The 15,760-nt window shown below is 59.7% G+C and carries 17 protein-coding genes; 9 read left to right on the forward strand and 8 right to left on the reverse strand.

The window, feature by feature from the left end:
- Positions 1–4 precede the first annotated feature (4 nt).
- Positions 5–1,096 (forward strand): anhydro-N-acetylmuramic acid kinase, encoded by a 1,092-nt coding sequence (locus AABB31_RS03110; protein WP_342075888.1) that lies wholly within the window; start codon positions 5–7, stop codon positions 1,094–1,096.
- A gap of 311 nt (positions 1,097–1,407) precedes the next feature.
- Positions 1,408–2,028: an outer membrane beta-barrel protein gene (locus tag AABB31_RS03115; protein ID WP_342075887.1), complete on the forward strand. Its 621-nt coding sequence runs from the start codon at positions 1,408–1,410 to the stop codon at positions 2,026–2,028.
- Positions 2,029–2,087: 59 nt separating this feature from the next.
- Here AABB31_RS03115 and AABB31_RS03120 read toward each other — a convergent pair whose 3' ends face one another.
- The 4 genes from AABB31_RS03120 to soxR are packed head-to-tail and all read right to left on the reverse strand — an operon-like array spanning position 2,088 to position 5,657.
- A complete protein-coding gene (locus tag AABB31_RS03120) occupies positions 2,088–2,897 on the reverse strand; it encodes an isocitrate lyase/phosphoenolpyruvate mutase family protein (RefSeq protein WP_342075886.1) in 810 nt (269 codons plus the stop codon).
- Entirely contained in the window at positions 2,894–3,955 is a 1,062-nt protein-coding gene (locus tag AABB31_RS03125) for a trifunctional transcriptional activator/DNA repair protein Ada/methylated-DNA--[protein]-cysteine S-methyltransferase (protein WP_342075885.1), read from the reverse strand. The genes AABB31_RS03120 and AABB31_RS03125 overlap by 4 nt, the downstream gene beginning before the upstream one ends.
- A gap of 50 nt (positions 3,956–4,005) precedes the next feature.
- Positions 4,006–5,181: a pyridoxal phosphate-dependent aminotransferase gene (locus AABB31_RS03130; protein WP_342075884.1), complete on the reverse strand. Its 1,176-nt coding sequence runs from the start codon at positions 5,179–5,181 to the stop codon at positions 4,006–4,008.
- 32 nt (positions 5,182–5,213) lie between these two features.
- The gene (soxR, locus tag AABB31_RS03135; RefSeq protein ID WP_342075883.1) at positions 5,214–5,657 is read right to left on the reverse strand and encodes a redox-sensitive transcriptional activator SoxR; all 444 of its coding nucleotides are present in this window, start codon (positions 5,655–5,657) and stop codon (positions 5,214–5,216) included.
- A 76-nt stretch (positions 5,658–5,733) separates the two neighbouring features.
- On the opposite strand from soxR, the gene AABB31_RS03140 reads away from it, so the two are divergent.
- Both AABB31_RS03140 and AABB31_RS03145 read left to right on the forward strand, forming a co-directional pair.
- Positions 5,734–5,907, forward strand: coding sequence for a hypothetical protein (locus tag AABB31_RS03140; protein WP_342075882.1), 174 nt, complete (start codon positions 5,734–5,736; stop codon positions 5,905–5,907).
- Between the two features lie 3 nt (positions 5,908–5,910).
- Positions 5,911–6,300, forward strand: a complete 390-nt coding sequence (locus AABB31_RS03145) for a VOC family protein (RefSeq protein ID WP_342075881.1) — start codon at positions 5,911–5,913, stop codon at positions 6,298–6,300.
- Here AABB31_RS03145 and AABB31_RS03150 read toward each other — a convergent pair.
- Positions 6,291–6,629, reverse strand: coding sequence for an MmcQ/YjbR family DNA-binding protein (locus tag AABB31_RS03150; RefSeq protein WP_342075880.1), 339 nt, complete (start codon positions 6,627–6,629; stop codon positions 6,291–6,293). The two genes, AABB31_RS03145 and AABB31_RS03150, sit on opposite strands and share 10 nt — an antisense overlap.
- A 36-nt stretch (positions 6,630–6,665) precedes the next feature.
- Between AABB31_RS03150 and AABB31_RS03155 the strand changes: the two genes are divergently transcribed.
- Positions 6,666–7,202: a DUF1697 domain-containing protein gene (locus tag AABB31_RS03155; protein WP_342075879.1), complete on the forward strand. Its 537-nt coding sequence runs from the start codon at positions 6,666–6,668 to the stop codon at positions 7,200–7,202.
- Between the two features lie 109 nt (positions 7,203–7,311).
- Positions 7,312–8,505 carry an MFS transporter gene (locus tag AABB31_RS03160; protein ID WP_342075878.1) on the forward strand — a complete coding sequence of 398 codons (1,194 nt, stop codon included), beginning with the start codon at positions 7,312–7,314 and terminating at the stop codon, positions 8,503–8,505.
- Positions 8,506–9,157: 652 nt separating this feature from the next.
- Here the strand turns inward: AABB31_RS03160 and AABB31_RS03165 are convergent.
- A complete protein-coding gene (locus AABB31_RS03165) occupies positions 9,158–9,538 on the reverse strand; it encodes a VOC family protein (RefSeq protein ID WP_342075877.1) in 381 nt (126 codons plus the stop codon).
- Positions 9,539–9,608: 70 nt separating this feature from the next.
- Positions 9,609–10,349 (reverse strand): AraC family transcriptional regulator, encoded by a 741-nt coding sequence (locus tag AABB31_RS03170; protein WP_342075876.1) that lies wholly within the window; start codon positions 10,347–10,349, stop codon positions 9,609–9,611.
- Between the two features lie 264 nt (positions 10,350–10,613).
- Between AABB31_RS03170 and cysS the strand changes: the two genes are divergently transcribed.
- From cysS to AABB31_RS03185, 3 genes are all read left to right on the forward strand, one after another.
- Positions 10,614–12,047, forward strand: coding sequence for a cysteine--tRNA ligase (gene cysS, locus AABB31_RS03175; protein WP_342075875.1), 1,434 nt, complete (start codon positions 10,614–10,616; stop codon positions 12,045–12,047).
- A gap of 67 nt (positions 12,048–12,114) precedes the next feature.
- Entirely contained in the window at positions 12,115–13,734 is a 1,620-nt protein-coding gene (gene cimA, locus AABB31_RS03180) for a citramalate synthase (protein ID WP_342075874.1), read from the forward strand.
- Between the two features lie 36 nt (positions 13,735–13,770).
- Positions 13,771–14,538, forward strand: coding sequence for a squalene/phytoene synthase family protein (locus AABB31_RS03185; protein ID WP_342075873.1), 768 nt, complete (start codon positions 13,771–13,773; stop codon positions 14,536–14,538).
- On the opposite strand, the gene AABB31_RS03190 is transcribed toward AABB31_RS03185, so the two are convergent.
- Entirely contained in the window at positions 14,535–15,749 is a 1,215-nt protein-coding gene (locus AABB31_RS03190) for an MFS transporter (protein WP_342075872.1), read from the reverse strand. The two genes, AABB31_RS03185 and AABB31_RS03190, sit on opposite strands and share 4 nt — an antisense overlap.
- Between the last annotated feature and the right edge of the window lie 11 nt (positions 15,750–15,760).

Raw genomic sequence — 15,760 nt, forward strand, 5'->3', positions numbered from 1 at the left:
GTGGATGTTGCAGCATGGTACGCTGAGCGTGTTGGGAACAATGTCGGGCACCTCGCTGGACGGGGTCGATGCCGCTGTGCTGGAAACCGATGGCCACGTCATCCACGGGTTTGGCCCGACGGCCTACCGGGCCTATAGCGACGCGGAACAAGCGACCTTGCGCGCTCATCTGGGCCAGTGGCAGGGCGACGACATATCGGCGGCTGCCAGATTGGTTGAGGCGGCACATCTGTCGCTGATGGCCGGTTTTGATGCCGTTGATCTGGGAGCGTTTCATGGCCAAACCCTCGCCCATGATCCGGGCGGGCGGGGCACGCACCAATGCGGCGATGGCGCCCGTTTGGCTGCGGCGCTGGGGAAACCCGTTGTCTGGGATTTCCGAAGCGCAGATGTGGCCGCGGGCGGGCAGGGTGCGCCGCTTGCCCCGTTTTATCATTTTGCGCTGGCCAAATGGCTGGATGCCACCGCACCGATCGCGTTTTTGAACCTAGGCGGTGTGGGGAATATCACCTGGGTTGACCCGTCCAAGGATGCGCCCGAGGATCCCGGCGCCTTGCTCGCCTTTGATACCGGCCCGGCGAACGCGCCGATCAACGACCTGATGCAGGCCCGCTTCGGGCTGGATTACGACAAGAATGGTGCCTTGGCAGCACAGGGTGCTGTGGACAGCCAAGTGCTGGCGGCGTTTGCGGCCTCTGCCTATTTCGCGCAACCCGTGCCCAAGTCGCTGGATCGGGATGCATTCGCGGCACTTTATGCGGCCACAACCGCGCTTGCCCCTCCAGATGCCGCCGCAACCCTGACGCAGGCCTGCGTGACGGGCGTGCGTCTGGCGCTCGCGCATTGCCCGGTCACCCCGTACAAGGTTCTTGTGGCTGGCGGCGGGCGCAAAAATGCGACATTGATGGGGTGGCTCGACGCGGCCCTTCCTTGCCCTGTGATCCCTGTGGACACTGTCGGACTGGATGGCGACATGCTTGAGGCGCAGGCCTTTGCCTATCTGGCGGCGCGGGTTGTGCGGGGTTTGCCGATATCGGCACCCGGAACGACTGGCGTGGGCCAACCGATCCGCGGCGGTGTTGTCAGCGCGCCCTAAACATCCCGGCAGCCAGACGCGCATGGCTGCTCTCCTTGAACATCGGCAGCGCGGCGGTGCTGGCTTGCCTGCTGCGCAAAACAGGCATCCAGTGGGCTTAATCACCCGCATTTTTCGGAAACCCGTCGATATGGGGGTGTGGGGCTGGAATTAAAGGCCATGTTTCACTGATGCGCGGGCATTGGCCGAGAAAAATGAGCTGCCTGATCCCTTTTTGGCCGAGCGCAATCACAGGCCCGTGAGGGGGATGGAACTTTTTCCATTCGATGCCAGTTAAGCCTCACACAACAACCGATTAACGGAGATTAAAAATGAAACCGACTTTTACAGCCGCTCGCGCGAGCATGTTCGCCCTGCCTTTTGCCATCTTTGGTGGCGTGGCAACTGCGGGTGGTCTGGCAGAGCCTATTGCAACCCCAGCCCCCGCACCCGTTGTGCCGGTCGCGCCAGTTCCTGTTGCAGGTGACTGGACCGGTTTTTACGCCGGTGCACAGCTTGGCTATGGCGAGCTGGATTCCGACGCATTGGACGATGACACAAACGGCGCCGTCTATGGTGCGCATGCCGGTTACCTTTACGACCTGGGCAGCGTTGTTCTGGGTGGTGAGCTTGATCTGGACGGCACCAACATCGAAGACGAAGATGCAGATGTCGCGCTTGATACAGTGACCCGCGCGAAACTGCGCGTTGGCTACGATGCCGGTGCATTCATGCCCTATTTCACCGGTGGTATCGCACAGGCCCGTACATCCGGCGCCGTTGACGGTGACGGAACAGGCGGCTTTGCCGGTCTTGGTCTTGAATACCGGATCAGCGACAGCCTGCGCGTTGGTGGTGAGGTGCTGCAGCACCAGTTCGAAGACTTCAACGATGTTGATGGTCTGGATATCGACGCCACAACAGCAACAGCACGTGTGTCTTTCCAGTTCTAAGACCGGAACAGACAGATCGACAAAGAAGCCTGCGGCGTTTGTCGCAGGCTTTTTTCATTTCAGCCCAGCATCCGGTCCACCTTGCCGCTGCTGATCCCTTCGGCCAGCCGCGCAAAGCTGCCCCCTTCGAACATCTCGCGACCCGCATCATGGATTGCCCGGTGGCAAATCCGTGCAAGCGATGATCCGAGCGATATGCGCGCAGCGCCCACCTGCGCGAAATCAGCCAGCGATGCTGCCGTAAAAGTCCCCGCAACCAAGGCATTGACCGGGGCGTCCACTGCCGCACAAATCTGCGCCAACGCGGCCATATCGGGCGGCATGGGCGCATAGAGGCAATCCGCACCCGCATCCGCAAAGGCCTGCAAGCGCCGGATCGCCTCGTCTGTGTCATATTGGCCCCGCAAGATCCCGTCCGCGCGGGCGGTCAGCACAAAATCGTCCGGCAGGCTGCGTGCTTCTGCAGCGGCGGCCTTGATCCGCTCAACCGCAAGATCGAATGGATAGGCCGTATCATCCGGCAATGCGATGTCTTCGATACAGATGCCTGCCAGGCCAGCCTCGGCCGCCAGTCGGACCGTTTCGGCGCAGATGTCCGGTGCGTCCCCGAACCCGTTTTCAAAGTCACCCTGCACAGGCAAATCGGTTGCGCCAACAATATCAGCCGCATGCGCTAATGCTTCATCCCGGTTCAGCGTGCCGCCATCGGGGCGGCCCAGCGTAAACGCATGCGCCGCAGACGAGGTAGCCAGCGCCTTGGCCCCGAGTGATTTCATCATCAGGGCTGATCCGCGATCCCAGACATTGGCCATCACAAATGGTGCGCCCGGCACATGCAAGGCGCGGAACGTTTCGGTGGCGTGGGTCATGATGTTTTCCTTTTTGCGTAATGGCGTTCAAGTTCGATCAGTTTTTGTTTGCGCCACAGGCCGCCACCATATCCGGTCGATTGGCCATCGGCTGCGATCACCCGGTGACAGGGGATGATCAGCGCAATCTGGTTGACCCCGTTCGCGCGGGCCACGGCACGGGTGCTTTGCGGTGTACCCATCTCACGGGCCAATGCGCTATAGCTGCGCGTGTCACCAGCCGGGATCTTGCGCAGCGCCTGCCATACCTGCCGCGTAAAGGCCGACCCGTGCATGACAAGCGGGATGTTAAAGACGGCGCTTTCCCCACTGAAATAGCGCCCCAATTCGGTCTGAAGTTGCGCAAAAATGGCAAAGCGGCCGATGCCGATATCATCTTTGACCATTTTGCGCAGCCGCTTGAGCTCGGTCGGCAGGGCCTTGCGGTCGGCAAATTCCAGCAGATGCAGGGCCGATTTGTCGGTGACCGCGATCATGCTGCCCAGCGGTGTGTTGATATAGGCCGCGCGCAGCATCGCGCCCTTGGGAAAACTGTTGGGTGGGGCGCCCAGCAACCGGGCAAAGGCGGTCCGAAAGGCCTGCGGGCTTTCAAAGCCTGCATCCAGCTGCGCGTCGATCACCTTGCCTGTTTCCAGCGCGGTGAACCCCTGCGCCAGGCGCCGTTGCCGGGCCATATCCAGAAAGGTCATTCCAAAATGCCGTTTGAAGCTGCGCCGGATGGTCGAGGGGTCATAGCCACGTCTCACAAGGTCCGCCTCGCCCCAGCGGTATCCTGGATCGGCATCCAATGCCGCCATCAGGTCCTTGATGGCAGGGTCGGCTGCCGCAGCGGGCGCCAGTGGGTGGCAGCGTTTGCAGGGGCGAAAACCTGCATCCAGGCAAGCACCCAGATCAGGGTAGAAGCTGCAATGCGCCCGCAGCGGTTTGCGGGCGGGGCAGGTCAATCGGCAAAACACGCCCGTTGTGCTGACGCCCACATAGGCGCGCCCGTCATAGCGGGGATCGCGGCGCAACAGGGCCTCATAAAGCGTATCATCAGATGGCAAATCAAAGAGCATATGACAGGTCTATGCGATTCCACTGCGCCGTGCCGCCTGATTTCGGGCGTTTATTGCGTCGCAAGCGACTTTGCGAAATTCACAAGTTTTTGCAGGGCGCCGACATAGGCATCATCGTCGATTGTCATCGCGACCCGGACATGTCCGGCGGCCGCCTGACCAAAGCTTTCGCCGGGCATCACGGCAATCTGTTCGGCGTCCAGCAACGCATTTGCAAAACCCTCGCCATCCAGTCCGGTACTGCGAATGTCCAGCATGACATACATAGCCCCTTGCGCAGGCACCGCGCGCACCGTGTTCTGGCCGCGCAGCACCTCTAGCGTCAACGCCCGTCGGCGCCGAAATGGCGCGGCGACGGCTTCCTCGGCATCCGTACCCTGCGCCAGTGCGAATGCGGCCGCGTCCTGCACAAAGCCTGCAACACCATAGGTGGTATGCGTGGCCAGGTCGATCATATGCCCGATCACATCATGCGGGCCGCAGACCCAGCCCACGCGGCTGCCGGTCATCGCATGGCTTTTAGACATGGAGCCCACAACAAGCGTCCTGTCGACCATACCTGCCAGCCCACGCGGGCTGATATGCGCGCCGTCCCAGACCTGGGTGTCATAGACCTCGTCCGAGATCAGCCACAGATCATGGTCCTGGCAGGCGCGTGCGATCCCATCCAGCGTCTGGGCCCCGTAGACCGCCCCCGTCGGATTGTTAGGGGTATTGATCAAAAGCGACACGGCGTCACCGGCCACCGCTGCAATTGCATCATATTGGGGCTGAAAGCCTGTGTCGGGGCTGGTGATGATGGCGCGCGGGATAGCTCCCACAGCGCGCAGGGTACCGGGGTAGGTCGTGTAATAGGGATCGCAATAAAGGGCTGTATCCCCTTGATTGCAGGTGGCAATATGGGCAGCAAACAGGCCGGCCTGTCCGCCGGGGGTGATCAGGATGTTGTCCATATCCGTGGGAACACCGGTCCGCGCGGCGATCCGTGCCGCCACGGCCTGCCGCAGCGCATCGGTTCCGGGGACCATGGCATAGCCGGTATGCCCACCCCGGGCAGACGCATCCATGGCCTGCAGGATTGCAGGGCTGGTGGTGATTTCATGTTCGCCGATGGTCAGTTCGGTGACTTGCGTGCCGGCGGCAATCATGCGGCGGGCGCGGTAAAACACGTCCCAGCCGTCAGAACCGCCGCCCGTAATATTTGTGATGCGTGATGAAAGTTCCATAGGCGCAGGGGAAAACCGAACGCCGTGGCCTGTCAACCAGATAGACGGGTCAGGTTGCGCGGGCCGGGGCCGTCTGCGGCCTTTGCGTCACCGGGATTGTAAAGCCGGCAGGCTGTCAGGCTGAGGCATCCGCAGCCGATGCAGCCATCCAGCTTGTCGCGCAATTCCTCTAACGCGGCGATTCGCGCGTCGATCTTGGTGCGAAATGTTTTGCTGATCCGGGTCCAGTCGGCCTTGGTCGGGGCCTTGTGATCGGGCAGGGCGCGCAGGTGATCCGCAATTTCCGACAGTGGAAAGCCCAGCCGCTGTGCGGCCATCACAAATGACAGCCGGCGAATGTCAGGGCGTCCATAGCGCCGATGCCCGCCCTTGTTTCGCAGGGGTTTGACGATGTCATGGGTCTCGTAAAAGCGGATCGCGGACACGGCCAATCCGGTACGATCCGACAATTCACCGATGGTCAGGCCATGGGTCATGAAAAAAACCTCTTGATCTCAAGTTAACTTGAGGAATGACAACATCTTTGTCGGAAAAAGAAAAGGGGATTGAGACATGCCAAAATCGACACGACGCTACCAGATGAGCCCGCAGGCGATTGCAGCCTTGCGCCACGATGGGACAGGCTGGGATCACGACATCACACGTGGATGTCTGCGTTTGACCTATGATGACGGGCGCCAAACCCGCTTGACCCGGCTTTCACAGCGCATTCGGAAAGGATTCTAAACGATGGCCCAGTTGGAACATATCAATGTGACCGTATCAGACCCCAAGCGAACGGCGGCGATGCTGTCGGCACTCTTTGGCTGGACAATTCGCTGGGAAGGGGCGTCGATGGATGGGGCCGGATACACGATCCATGTCGGCAGCGACGCGACTTATCTTGCGATCTATTCGGGCACCAACCCCACGCAGACGGTGCCAAAGGCTGACGCCTCCTACCAGACACGCGGGGCCATGAACCATATCGGCGTCGTCGTGCCCGATCTTGATGCCGCCGAGGCCAAGGTCAAATCGCTTGGTTTTCAGCCTACGAGCCATGCCGACTACGAACCGGGCTGCCGGTTCTATTTTCATGACGATGATGGGATCGAGTTCGAACTGATCAGCTACGATTGAGCAATTGCAGCCTGCCGTGTTTTTGGCAGGCTGCCAAAAATCAGATCATAGGATGTTTGCAGCCGGTGCCGCAGCTCATCCGCGTCGCTGGCAAAATCGACCAGCACCCAGCTTTTGTGAAAATAGGGCGCCTTGGTCGCCGCACCGGCGTCGATCAGCATTTGGGCGGTTTCCACACTGTCGGTTTTCACGCAGACCCCGTCGATACGATCACCGAAACAGGCAAACATCTTGTCGCCGACCTTCCAGCTATCAAGTTCGGTGCTGGGATCGGATGCGCGCGCGCCGGGAAACGCCGCACAGATTTGGTTGATGACATCACGGGACATGCGCCTAGGATGACGTAAGCAGACGGGGCTGACAAGATGACGCAATGGGTCGCATTCCTGCGTGGGATCAATGTGGGCGGGCATCGCAAGATCCCGATGGCCTCCTTGCGCAAGATCTGGGCGGCACAGACCGGCATTGGCGATGTGCGCAGCTATATCGCGTCGGGCAATCTGGTGTTCACGGGGCAGGGGCCGGCGGATGATCTGGCAGCAGGCCTGCAGGCTGTCATCGCAGACACCTTTGGCTTTGATGTGCCGGTTCTTGTGTTGTCCGCCAAGACCATGCGCGATCTGGTTGGGTCCTGCCCGTTTGCGCAGGCACCCGGCAATCGGGTTCATGCCTATCTGTGCTATACGCCGCCTGTCGTTGATTGGGACGGTGTCCGCGCCCTGCAAACGGCCTCCGAGGATGTCGCGGTGATCGGCAATGTCGTCTGGCTGCATGTGCCTGATGGGATCGGCCGGTCAAAGCTTGCCGCCCGGTTGGAGCATCTGATCGGCGTTCCGGCGACAGCCCGCAATCTCAATACGATCCACAAGATGCACGGCTTTCTTGACGGGTCGGGTGACTAGGCACTGTTTTTTGTGCACTTACCGCGACCGGGCTGCTCATCGCACCGAAATGTCGCGCCATGTCAGGTTTGCGCTTGTAAGATGACCGTCCCCGGTGTCGGGTACGTCCATGCGACTAAACGGGCCATTCCTGTTCATTCTGGCGACCCTGCTGATTGATGCCATTGGTGTTGGCATCGTCTTTCCGATCATGCCCGATCTGATGGATAGGGTCGGTGCCAGCAGCACGGCCGAGGGGGCCTTGTGGGGCGGCATCATGATGTCGGCTTATGCAGCGGCCATGTTTCTGTTCGGGCCGATCATCGGCAGTCTGTCAGATGCCTATGGACGCAGGCCGATCCTGATTGCGGCCCTCGTGACGCTGACCATTGACTATGTGATCATGGCCGTGGCGCAGACCTATTGGGTTTTGCTTGCGGGGCGGATTCTGGCGGGCGTCGCTGGTGCAACTTATATTACCGCCACCGCCTATATCGCCGATATCGCCAAACCGGCAGAACGCGCGGCCAGCTTTGGCATGATCGGGGCCGCATTCGGGATCGGTTTTGTGCTGGGTCCGGCCGTGGGCGGGGTTGCGTCGGGCTGGCACATCACAGCACCGTTCTGGATTGCGGCCGGGCTGTCAGCCCTGAATGTGGCCTTTGGGATTTTCATCCTGCCCGAGTCCCTCAAACCCGAGAATCGTAGGCCATTCGGCAGACGAGATCTGAACCCGTTTGGCACGATTGCCCGCGCCTTTGTGATCCCCGGCCTTGCCGTTCCGTTGATCTGCATTTTTGTCTTTGAGTTTGCGAATATGGTCTATGCGACGCTTTGGGCCTTTTGGGGCAGAGAGGTGTTTGCCTGGGACGGCTTTACCATCGGGCTAAGCCTGTCTGCCTATGGTGTGCTGGTCGCGGTTGTGCAGGCCGGAATCCTGCCCCGGCTTAGCGGCCGGTTGGGGGATTACCGCACCTTGCTGATCGCGGTTGTGGCTGGGGTGATCGGCATGTTTGGATTTGGGGTCACGACAACCGTGTGGGCGGTTGTGCTGGTTCTACCGGTGGCCGCATTGTCCGATATGGCGCCGCCCTTGATCACCGCATTTGCGGCCAATCAGGTCGGGGATGATCAACAGGGTCTGGTGCAGGGCGTGATTGCGTCATTGGCCTCTGTCGCGGCGGTTGTCGCACCTCTTGCATTGACGGCAGTGTTTGAAGGTTTTGTGGACGATACCGGCGTCTATCTGCCGGGCGCACCTTTTATCGTCGGGGGGCTGTTGATCGTCGCTATCATTCCATTGGTCATGCGGATGCGAGACTGAGTCTTGTGGGTCGCGAGCTGACGGCGTCATGCCGGTCCAATACCTGCATGACGCCGTTGCCACTCGTCAACAACCTGTTACCGCGCTTGGCTGCCAAATGGGCGGCCAAGCAGAACATCGTCACCACTCACAAGGCACAATTTGCAATTCAATTGCGCCCAAAACAGGACAGTTTGTACTGGCCTTTTGGAAAGGTTCGTCACATTCCGGTCAGGTTTGAGGGGAATGGCAGACACCCGCATTTGGACGGGGGATGTGCATGCTGCAGGCGCCTGCCATTCTGTCTGGTGGGTTGGGTGGGGTACCAGATTTCCTACAACCAGTTTGCCTTAACGAAGGTTAACCGAACTCTAATGACCCAAGGCAATAGCGGGGCAATTTAGTGGTGAAATGTGCCATAGCACCACAAGTCAGAACAAATCCCGTCTTGCCGCCGGGACTGTCCCTTAGGACCGCGTTATCGTCTGGTTTGGCTTGCGATGACACCGTGACCCTGACCAGTTATTAGGGCTGCACCCCAGCGCCATCACATTGGGAAATTGTGCTGATGAATGCGAACCTGAGGCTGCCGCATGACATGCTGGCGAGGGTAAACCGCGCAAACCAGTTCGTTTGCGCGGTTCGTTTTTTGGATAGGCTGCGATGACGCGCCTTAGCTCAGCGAATTCAACCCGAACATATTGCCTTCGCTGTCCTGACACAGGGTCACCCAGCCGAACGCGCCGATTGAGAATTTCGGCCGGATCACCACGCCGCCGGCATCGGCGACGCGGGCCTCTTGTTCGGCGCAGTCTGCGACCGAGAAATAGACAATTGTCCCACCAACGCCCGGACCCGCATGCGCCGATTTCGTCAGCGCACCCGCCGCACCATAGGCGCTCATATCGGCGGAAAAGGCCATCATCTGTGTTTCACCCGTGGGGTCGCCCATCGGTTCCAACTTGCGCCCCAGCACGGTTTCGTAAAACCCGACGGCCCGGTCCAGGTCATCCACATAGATATCAAACCATCCAACTGCATTCATCTGTGACATGTTCATCTCCTGATTATGTGTCGATCATGAGAGATGTTTAGCCTGCCGGTTTCGCCCGGTATTGTAGATTTCAGACATCGAACTTTTTTGCGAATTTTCCAGGGGTGTAGCCGGTCGCCTTGCGGAAGGAATGGATGAAATGGGACTGATCGGCATAGGACAATGACGGCTCTCCGGTCAGGGCCTGCTGCAAGCGCAGGACTTTGAGGAAGTCATGCGGGGCAAACCCCGTCGTCTCTTTCAGTTTTCGTTGCAATTGGCGTGGCGACAGGTCGGCGATCTCGGCCATATCAGCGACCGAGAAGATGTCGTCGATATTCTGGAATATCCGCTCTGTGATCGGGTTGGCGATCACAAGTGCCTCTGCGACCAGTCTTTCGACAAATGCAATCAGGATGGCCTGCTGTGCGGCAAAATCCTTGGTGGCGAGGTCCTTGTTGACTGCAATCAGTGGCAGGTCGCCGTGATAGGGGGCATTCACCAGCCCATAATCCACTGGCACGCGTGCCTGCTGCCAAACGCCGGGCAAAAAACGGATGTTCACATAGTGAAACGCGCGCCCAAGGCTTAACTCTTCGGCGGAGGCCCGCAATTTGGTAATCCCGGCGATGCGGGTGTCTGACTGGTCAAAGATGACATAGGTGCAGGCATCCGGCAGCGCGTGAAATCGGTAGTCATCGGGCAGGGGCGCATCCGTGCGCAGTTCCAGAAACCGATGCACAACCCCACGCAGGTGATCTGGCGGCATCGCTTCGGTGAATTGCACCGCCTCGGCCGTCTTTTCGCGGCTGTTGCCTTTTGGATCATACATGCCAGTTTTTCCCATATCTCGCCTGTGTGGTTTAGCGGTACGCGCAGCGATCAGAAAGCCATTCTGACCACGCGGATGCCCGCACCGGACCGGAAATCATGGACATGACCCGCATATCTTGATATCGCTGCCCCATGAAGAGCATCTGCATCATTCCCTGCTGCATTATTATCTGCTGACATCTGTCGCGGGTCGCTCTTTCACGTTTCCATCAGTTACTGAAGTTGTTAAGCCCGCGGCGCAATCCTGTGCGCGAGAGGCGTTATGACACATATCAGGTTCCACAATACCAAGACCCGGCGACGCGAGGATTTCGCGCCAATTGATGCTGCGAATGTGCGCATGTATTTGTGCGGGCCAACGGTCTATGACCGGGCGCATCTTGGCAATTCGCGGAACGTGCTGCTGTTTGATGTCCTGTTTCGGATGTTTCGCCATATCTATGGGGACGACCACGTCACTTATGTGCGCAATTTCACCGATGTCGAAGACAAGATAAACGCACGCGCAGCTGAGACGGGCCGTGACATCGGCGACATCACCGCAGAAACCATTGGCTGGTATCATCAGGATATGGATGCGCTGGGGGCGTTGCGCCCCACGCACGAGCCTCGGGCCACGGATTACATCGCCCAGATGGTCGCAATGATTGATGATCTTGTGGCCAAGGGCCATGCCTATGCCGCCGAGGGGCATGTGCTGTTCGCGGTCGCAAGCTATGAAAATTACGGATCACTGTCAGGTCGGTCCGTGGACGACATGATCGCCGGCGCCCGGGTTGAGGTCGCCCCATATAAGCGTGATCCGATGGATTTTGTCCTGTGGAAACCCTCAGGCGATGGCGAACCCGGATGGGACAGCCCGTGGGGGCGGGGGCGTCCGGGCTGGCATATCGAATGCTCGGTCATGGCGCATGCGCTTTTGGGGCAGAGTTTTGATATCCATGGTGGCGGCAATGATCTGCAATTCCCGCACCATGAGAATGAGATCGCCCAATCCGCCTGCGCCCATCCGGAGGGTGAGTTTGCCCGGTTCTGGATCCATAACGAGATGCTGCTGGTCGAGGGCAAGAAAATGTCCAAGTCCCTTGGCAACTTCTTCACTGTCAGGGATTTGCTGGATCAGGGCGTGCCCGGCGAAGTGATCCGCCTGGTGATGTTGGGGACCCATTACGGCAAGACCATGGATTGGACCGAAACCCGGCGCGCCGAGGCTGAACAGACTTTGCGCAAGTGGTACGGGATCCTGCATGGGCATGGTTTCGGCCCCGATCTGGTGGCCGCACTGACGGCGGATGGCAAATGGCAACCGGATACAGAGTTTATTGGCGTGCTGGCCAATGATCTGAACACACCCGGTGCGCTGGCGCGTCTTCATGTCCTGTCCAAGGGCAAGACCCCGGCTGCACTGGCAGGGTTTGCGCATGGGTTGGACATGCTGGGTCTGGTGAGCGACTGGGGGGCACTGCCGTTGTTTGACGGGGCCGAGGCCGGGCCGGAAGTTGCGCCCGCGATTGCCGCGCGGGTTGATGCGCTGTTGGCACAACGCGCGCAGGCCCGCGCCGCCAAGGACTGGTCTGCTGCCGATCAGGTGCGCGACATTCTGACGGCTGCCGGGGTGCAGGTCACGGATGTGGGCGGGCAGGCCACATGGCTGCCCGGTCCGGATTTCGATGCCGCGAAGCTGGGTGATCTGTGATGGGTGATCTATCTCGGGCATCCATGCGGGCGCCGACCTGTAGCGCGTTTTTGAGGGGCGTGGTTCAATGACCAAAGAACGTCTTTATCTGTTTGATACAACCCTGCGCGATGGCGCCCAGACCCAAGGGGTGCAGTTCTCCGCCGAAGAAAAACACCGGATCGCTGAAATTCTGGACGGTCTGGGCATCGACTATATCGAAGGGGGCTGGCCGGGTGCCAACCCCACCGATACAACGTTTTTTGCCGAGCCACCCAAGACCCGTGCGACGTTTACGGCCTTTGGCATGACCAAACGGTCGGGCCGGTCGGCGGAAAATGATGATGTGCTGGCTGCGGTGATGAATGCCGGGACCCCGGCGGTCTGCCTTGTGGGCAAGGCGCATGACTTTCATGTGACCAAAGCGCTTGGCATTGAATTGGCCGAAAACACGGCGAACCTGCATGCAAGCTTTGCCCATATTGCGGCCAGTGGGCGCGAGGGCCTGTTTGATGCCGAACATTTCTTTGACGGGTACAAGTCCAATCCTGATTATGCGCTGGAGGCTATCCACGCTGCCTATCAGGCTGGCGCCCGCTGGATTGTCCTATGTGACACCAATGGCGGCACCCTGCCTGATGAGGTTGCAACCATTGTCACTGCCGTGATCGCATCGGGTATTCCGGGTGATCACGTCGCGATCCACACGCATAATGACACCGAAAATGCCGTTGCCGGGTCTTTGGCTGCGGTGCTGGCGGGCGCGCGCCAAATCCAAGGCACCCTGAACGGGCTGGGCGAACGTTGCGGCAACGCCAATCTGACAACAATCATTCCGACCCTGCTGCTGAAGGAACCCTATGCAAGCCGGTTCCAGACCGGCGTGACCCCCGAGGCGCTTAAGGGTCTGCGCAAGGCCTCGCGCATGCTGGATGATATCCTCAACCGGGTCCCTGCCAAACAGGCCGCTTATGTGGGCGCGTCGGCCTTTGCGCATAAATCCGGGTTGCATGCTTCGGCCATTGCCAAGGATCCCACGACCTACGAACATGTTGATCCCGCCGCCATCGGCAATAGTCGTATCGTGCCGATGTCAAATCAGGCGGGCCAGTCGAACCTTAAGGCCCGTCTTGCGGATATGGGCATTGCGGTTGAGGTCGGTGATCCAGCCTTGCCCCGGATCATCGAGCGCGTGAAGGCCCGCGAGGCGCAGGGTTATACCTATGATGGCGCGCAGGCCAGTTTTGAAATACTGGCCCGGGACGAACTGGGTATTCTGCCCCGGTTTTTTGAGGTCAAACGCTACCGGGTCACGGTGGAGCGGCGCAAGAACAAGCGCAATCAGATGGTCTCTATCTCCGAGGCGGTTGTGGTGACCAAGGTTGGCGGCAAGAAGTTTCTGACCGTGTCCGAAAGTCAGGGCCCGGACGGGTCTGATCAGGGCCCTGTCAACGCGCTCTCGCGGGCGCTTGCAAAGGATCTGGGACCGTATCAGCAGATTATTGATGATATGCGTCTGGTCGATTTCAAGGTCCGGATCACCAATGGCGGCACCGAGGCCGTGACCCGTGTTATCATTGACAGCGAAGACGGGCAGGGCCGCCGCTGGTCGACCGTGGGGGTCAGTGCCAACATCGTCGATGCATCCTTTGATGCGCTGGTGGATGCGATCAATTGGAAACTGATCCGTGATGGGGCGGAGACCTGATTATTTGAGTATTTTTGGCAAGATGATGATGCGGGCATGAGTTTTGAAGCCTGTGCCGCGCTGGTGGAGCGGGCGGACCCCGAGCGGTTTCGCGCCGCGATGGCTGCGCCATTGCCTGCCCGGCGCATTCTGTTTCCGCTTTACGCGTTTAATGTCGAGGTTGCCCGTGCTCCTTGGGTCACCGAAGAGCCGATGATCGCCGAGATGCGGTTGCAATGGTGGCGCGATGCGCTGGAAGAAATCGCCGCCCAAGGCAATGTGCGCCGGCATGATGTTGTTGATGCGCTGGCGGACGTGCTTGATCCGCCGGGCGCCGCCGCGCTGGACCGGCTGGTCGCCGCGCGTCGGTGGGATATTTACAAGGATCCGTTTGAGGATCCCGCACATTTTGATGACTATATCAACGCCACATCAGGCGCATTGATGTGGACAGCCGCCCGTTTGCTAGGTGAGGCAGAGGAAAGCGTTGTTGCACCTTTCGGATATGCGGTTGGCGTGGCGAATTTCTTTCGCGCCATCCCGCAGCTCGAGGGGCAGGGCCGCAAGCCCTTGGTTGATGGCACAACGCAGGCGGTGCGCGATCTTGCCGATGCGGCCCACGGCCGGTTGCAGCAGACTTGCGCCGGCCGGCGCGATGTTTCGACCGCCGCCGGTGCGGCCCTGATTGCAGGTTATCTGGCCCGACCTGTGCTGAAAAAGGCCATCAAAGACAGCACCGTCGTTGGTCGCGGCACCTTGGATATCCCGCCCTTGGCCCAAAGCCTGCGTCTTGCGCATGTGTCCCTGCGGGGCTGGTGGGTCTAAGCGGTGGCCTTTGGTTGCCGCATCAGCCAAACCAACGCCCCGCCTGCCAGTATCAGAAACGGGATCATTGCGTAGTTCACCGCATTCCAGCCTTCAACCGGGCTGCCGCCGGAGCAATTCATCAACCCCCCCGAGGCAAGGGATGCAATGGTGACCATCCCAAACACGATCATGTCGTTCATGCCCTGCACAATACCGCGTTCATGCGGGGCATGCGCGCTTGCCAGCATCGTCGTGGCCCCGATGAACCCGAAATTCCATCCGATCCCCAACAGGATCAGCGCGCCAAAGAAATTGCCTAGGGTCACGCCGGACAAACCGACAACACCTGCCGCGGCCAGGATGATCAGGCCTGATGCCACAATCTTTTCCACACCAAACCGTGCGATCAGATGCCCCGTAAAGAAGGACGGCGCAAACATCGCCAGCACATGGGCCGAGACGATGTCATTGGCGTGATTGGTGGTGAACCCGCAGCCCACAACCGCCAGTGGCGTTGATGTCATCACAAGATTCATCAAAGCGTAGGAGACCATCGCACAGATGATCGCAACACAGATCCGTGGATCGCGCAGTAATTCCAGCCGGGTCCGACCCTTTGCGGCTTGAACTTGCGGTTCGGCCTTGCTGCCCTTGGGCAGATCTAGCCAGAAGAACAGCAAAAGCCCCCCGAGGTTCAGTGCTGCAACGGCCAGATAGGTCCCCAGAAAGGGCACAACAAAGGCGTCCTGCACCAGCTTGTTCAATTGCGGCCCCACGATCGCGGAAAGCAGCCCGCCCGCCATCACATAGGATATCGCCTTGGGCCGAAAGGCCTCGGACGCAGTGTCGGTTGCTGCAAACCGGTAAAAGCCCTGTGCGGACATATAGATACCCGTCAGGTAAGACCCTGCCAGCAGAACGACAAATGAGCCGATATAAAGCCCGTATGCTGCCACCAACGCCCCCACAGCCCCCGCAAAGGCGCCCAGCACAAAGCCAAACCGCCGCCCGTTGCGCTGCATCAGCGGGCTAAGCCATGGCGCGGTTGTCATTGACCCAAAAACGATAAATGAGATCGGCAGGGTTGCCAGACAGGGATTGCTGGCCAATTGCCCCCCAGCCAGACCGCCAATGACAAAAATCATCGGCAATTGCGCCCCAAGAACGGCCTGCGCCATCACCAACACGGTGACATTGCGCACCGCTCGTCTGTCATCAGTCATGTTCATGCCGCATCGGT

The sequence above is a fragment of the Yoonia sp. SS1-5 genome (genome assembly GCF_038443705.2).
In the GTDB taxonomy this organism is placed as follows: domain Bacteria; phylum Pseudomonadota; class Alphaproteobacteria; order Rhodobacterales; family Rhodobacteraceae; genus Yoonia; species Yoonia rhodophyticola.

What these genes read in the sequence shown, in the direction of transcription:
- AABB31_RS03110 (WP_342075888.1), top strand. Translation starts at nt 5, where the DNA reads ATGTTGCAGCATGGTACGCTGAGCGTGTTGGGAACAATGTCGGGCACC.
- AABB31_RS03115 (WP_342075887.1), top strand. Translation starts at nt 1,408, where the DNA reads ATGAAACCGACTTTTACAGCCGCTCGCGCGAGCATGTTCGCCCTGCCT.
- AABB31_RS03120 (WP_342075886.1), bottom strand. Translation starts at nt 2,897, where the DNA reads ATGACCCACGCCACCGAAACGTTCCGCGCCTTGCATGTGCCGGGCGCA.
- AABB31_RS03125 (WP_342075885.1), bottom strand. Translation starts at nt 3,955, where the DNA reads ATGCTCTTTGATTTGCCATCTGATGATACGCTTTATGAGGCCCTGTTG.
- AABB31_RS03130 (WP_342075884.1), bottom strand. Translation starts at nt 5,181, where the DNA reads ATGGAACTTTCATCACGCATCACAAATATTACGGGCGGCGGTTCTGAC.
- soxR (WP_342075883.1), bottom strand. Translation starts at nt 5,657, where the DNA reads ATGACCCATGGCCTGACCATCGGTGAATTGTCGGATCGTACCGGATTG.
- AABB31_RS03140 (WP_342075882.1), top strand. Translation starts at nt 5,734, where the DNA reads ATGCCAAAATCGACACGACGCTACCAGATGAGCCCGCAGGCGATTGCA.
- AABB31_RS03145 (WP_342075881.1), top strand. Translation starts at nt 5,911, where the DNA reads ATGGCCCAGTTGGAACATATCAATGTGACCGTATCAGACCCCAAGCGA.
- AABB31_RS03150 (WP_342075880.1), bottom strand. Translation starts at nt 6,629, where the DNA reads ATGTCCCGTGATGTCATCAACCAAATCTGTGCGGCGTTTCCCGGCGCG.
- AABB31_RS03155 (WP_342075879.1), top strand. Translation starts at nt 6,666, where the DNA reads ATGACGCAATGGGTCGCATTCCTGCGTGGGATCAATGTGGGCGGGCAT.
- AABB31_RS03160 (WP_342075878.1), top strand. Translation starts at nt 7,312, where the DNA reads ATGCGACTAAACGGGCCATTCCTGTTCATTCTGGCGACCCTGCTGATT.
- AABB31_RS03165 (WP_342075877.1), bottom strand. Translation starts at nt 9,538, where the DNA reads ATGTCACAGATGAATGCAGTTGGATGGTTTGATATCTATGTGGATGAC.
- AABB31_RS03170 (WP_342075876.1), bottom strand. Translation starts at nt 10,349, where the DNA reads ATGTATGATCCAAAAGGCAACAGCCGCGAAAAGACGGCCGAGGCGGTG.
- cysS (WP_342075875.1), top strand. Translation starts at nt 10,614, where the DNA reads ATGACACATATCAGGTTCCACAATACCAAGACCCGGCGACGCGAGGAT.
- cimA (WP_342075874.1), top strand. Translation starts at nt 12,115, where the DNA reads ATGACCAAAGAACGTCTTTATCTGTTTGATACAACCCTGCGCGATGGC.
- AABB31_RS03185 (WP_342075873.1), top strand. Translation starts at nt 13,771, where the DNA reads ATGAGTTTTGAAGCCTGTGCCGCGCTGGTGGAGCGGGCGGACCCCGAG.
- AABB31_RS03190 (WP_342075872.1), bottom strand. Translation starts at nt 15,749, where the DNA reads ATGAACATGACTGATGACAGACGAGCGGTGCGCAATGTCACCGTGTTG.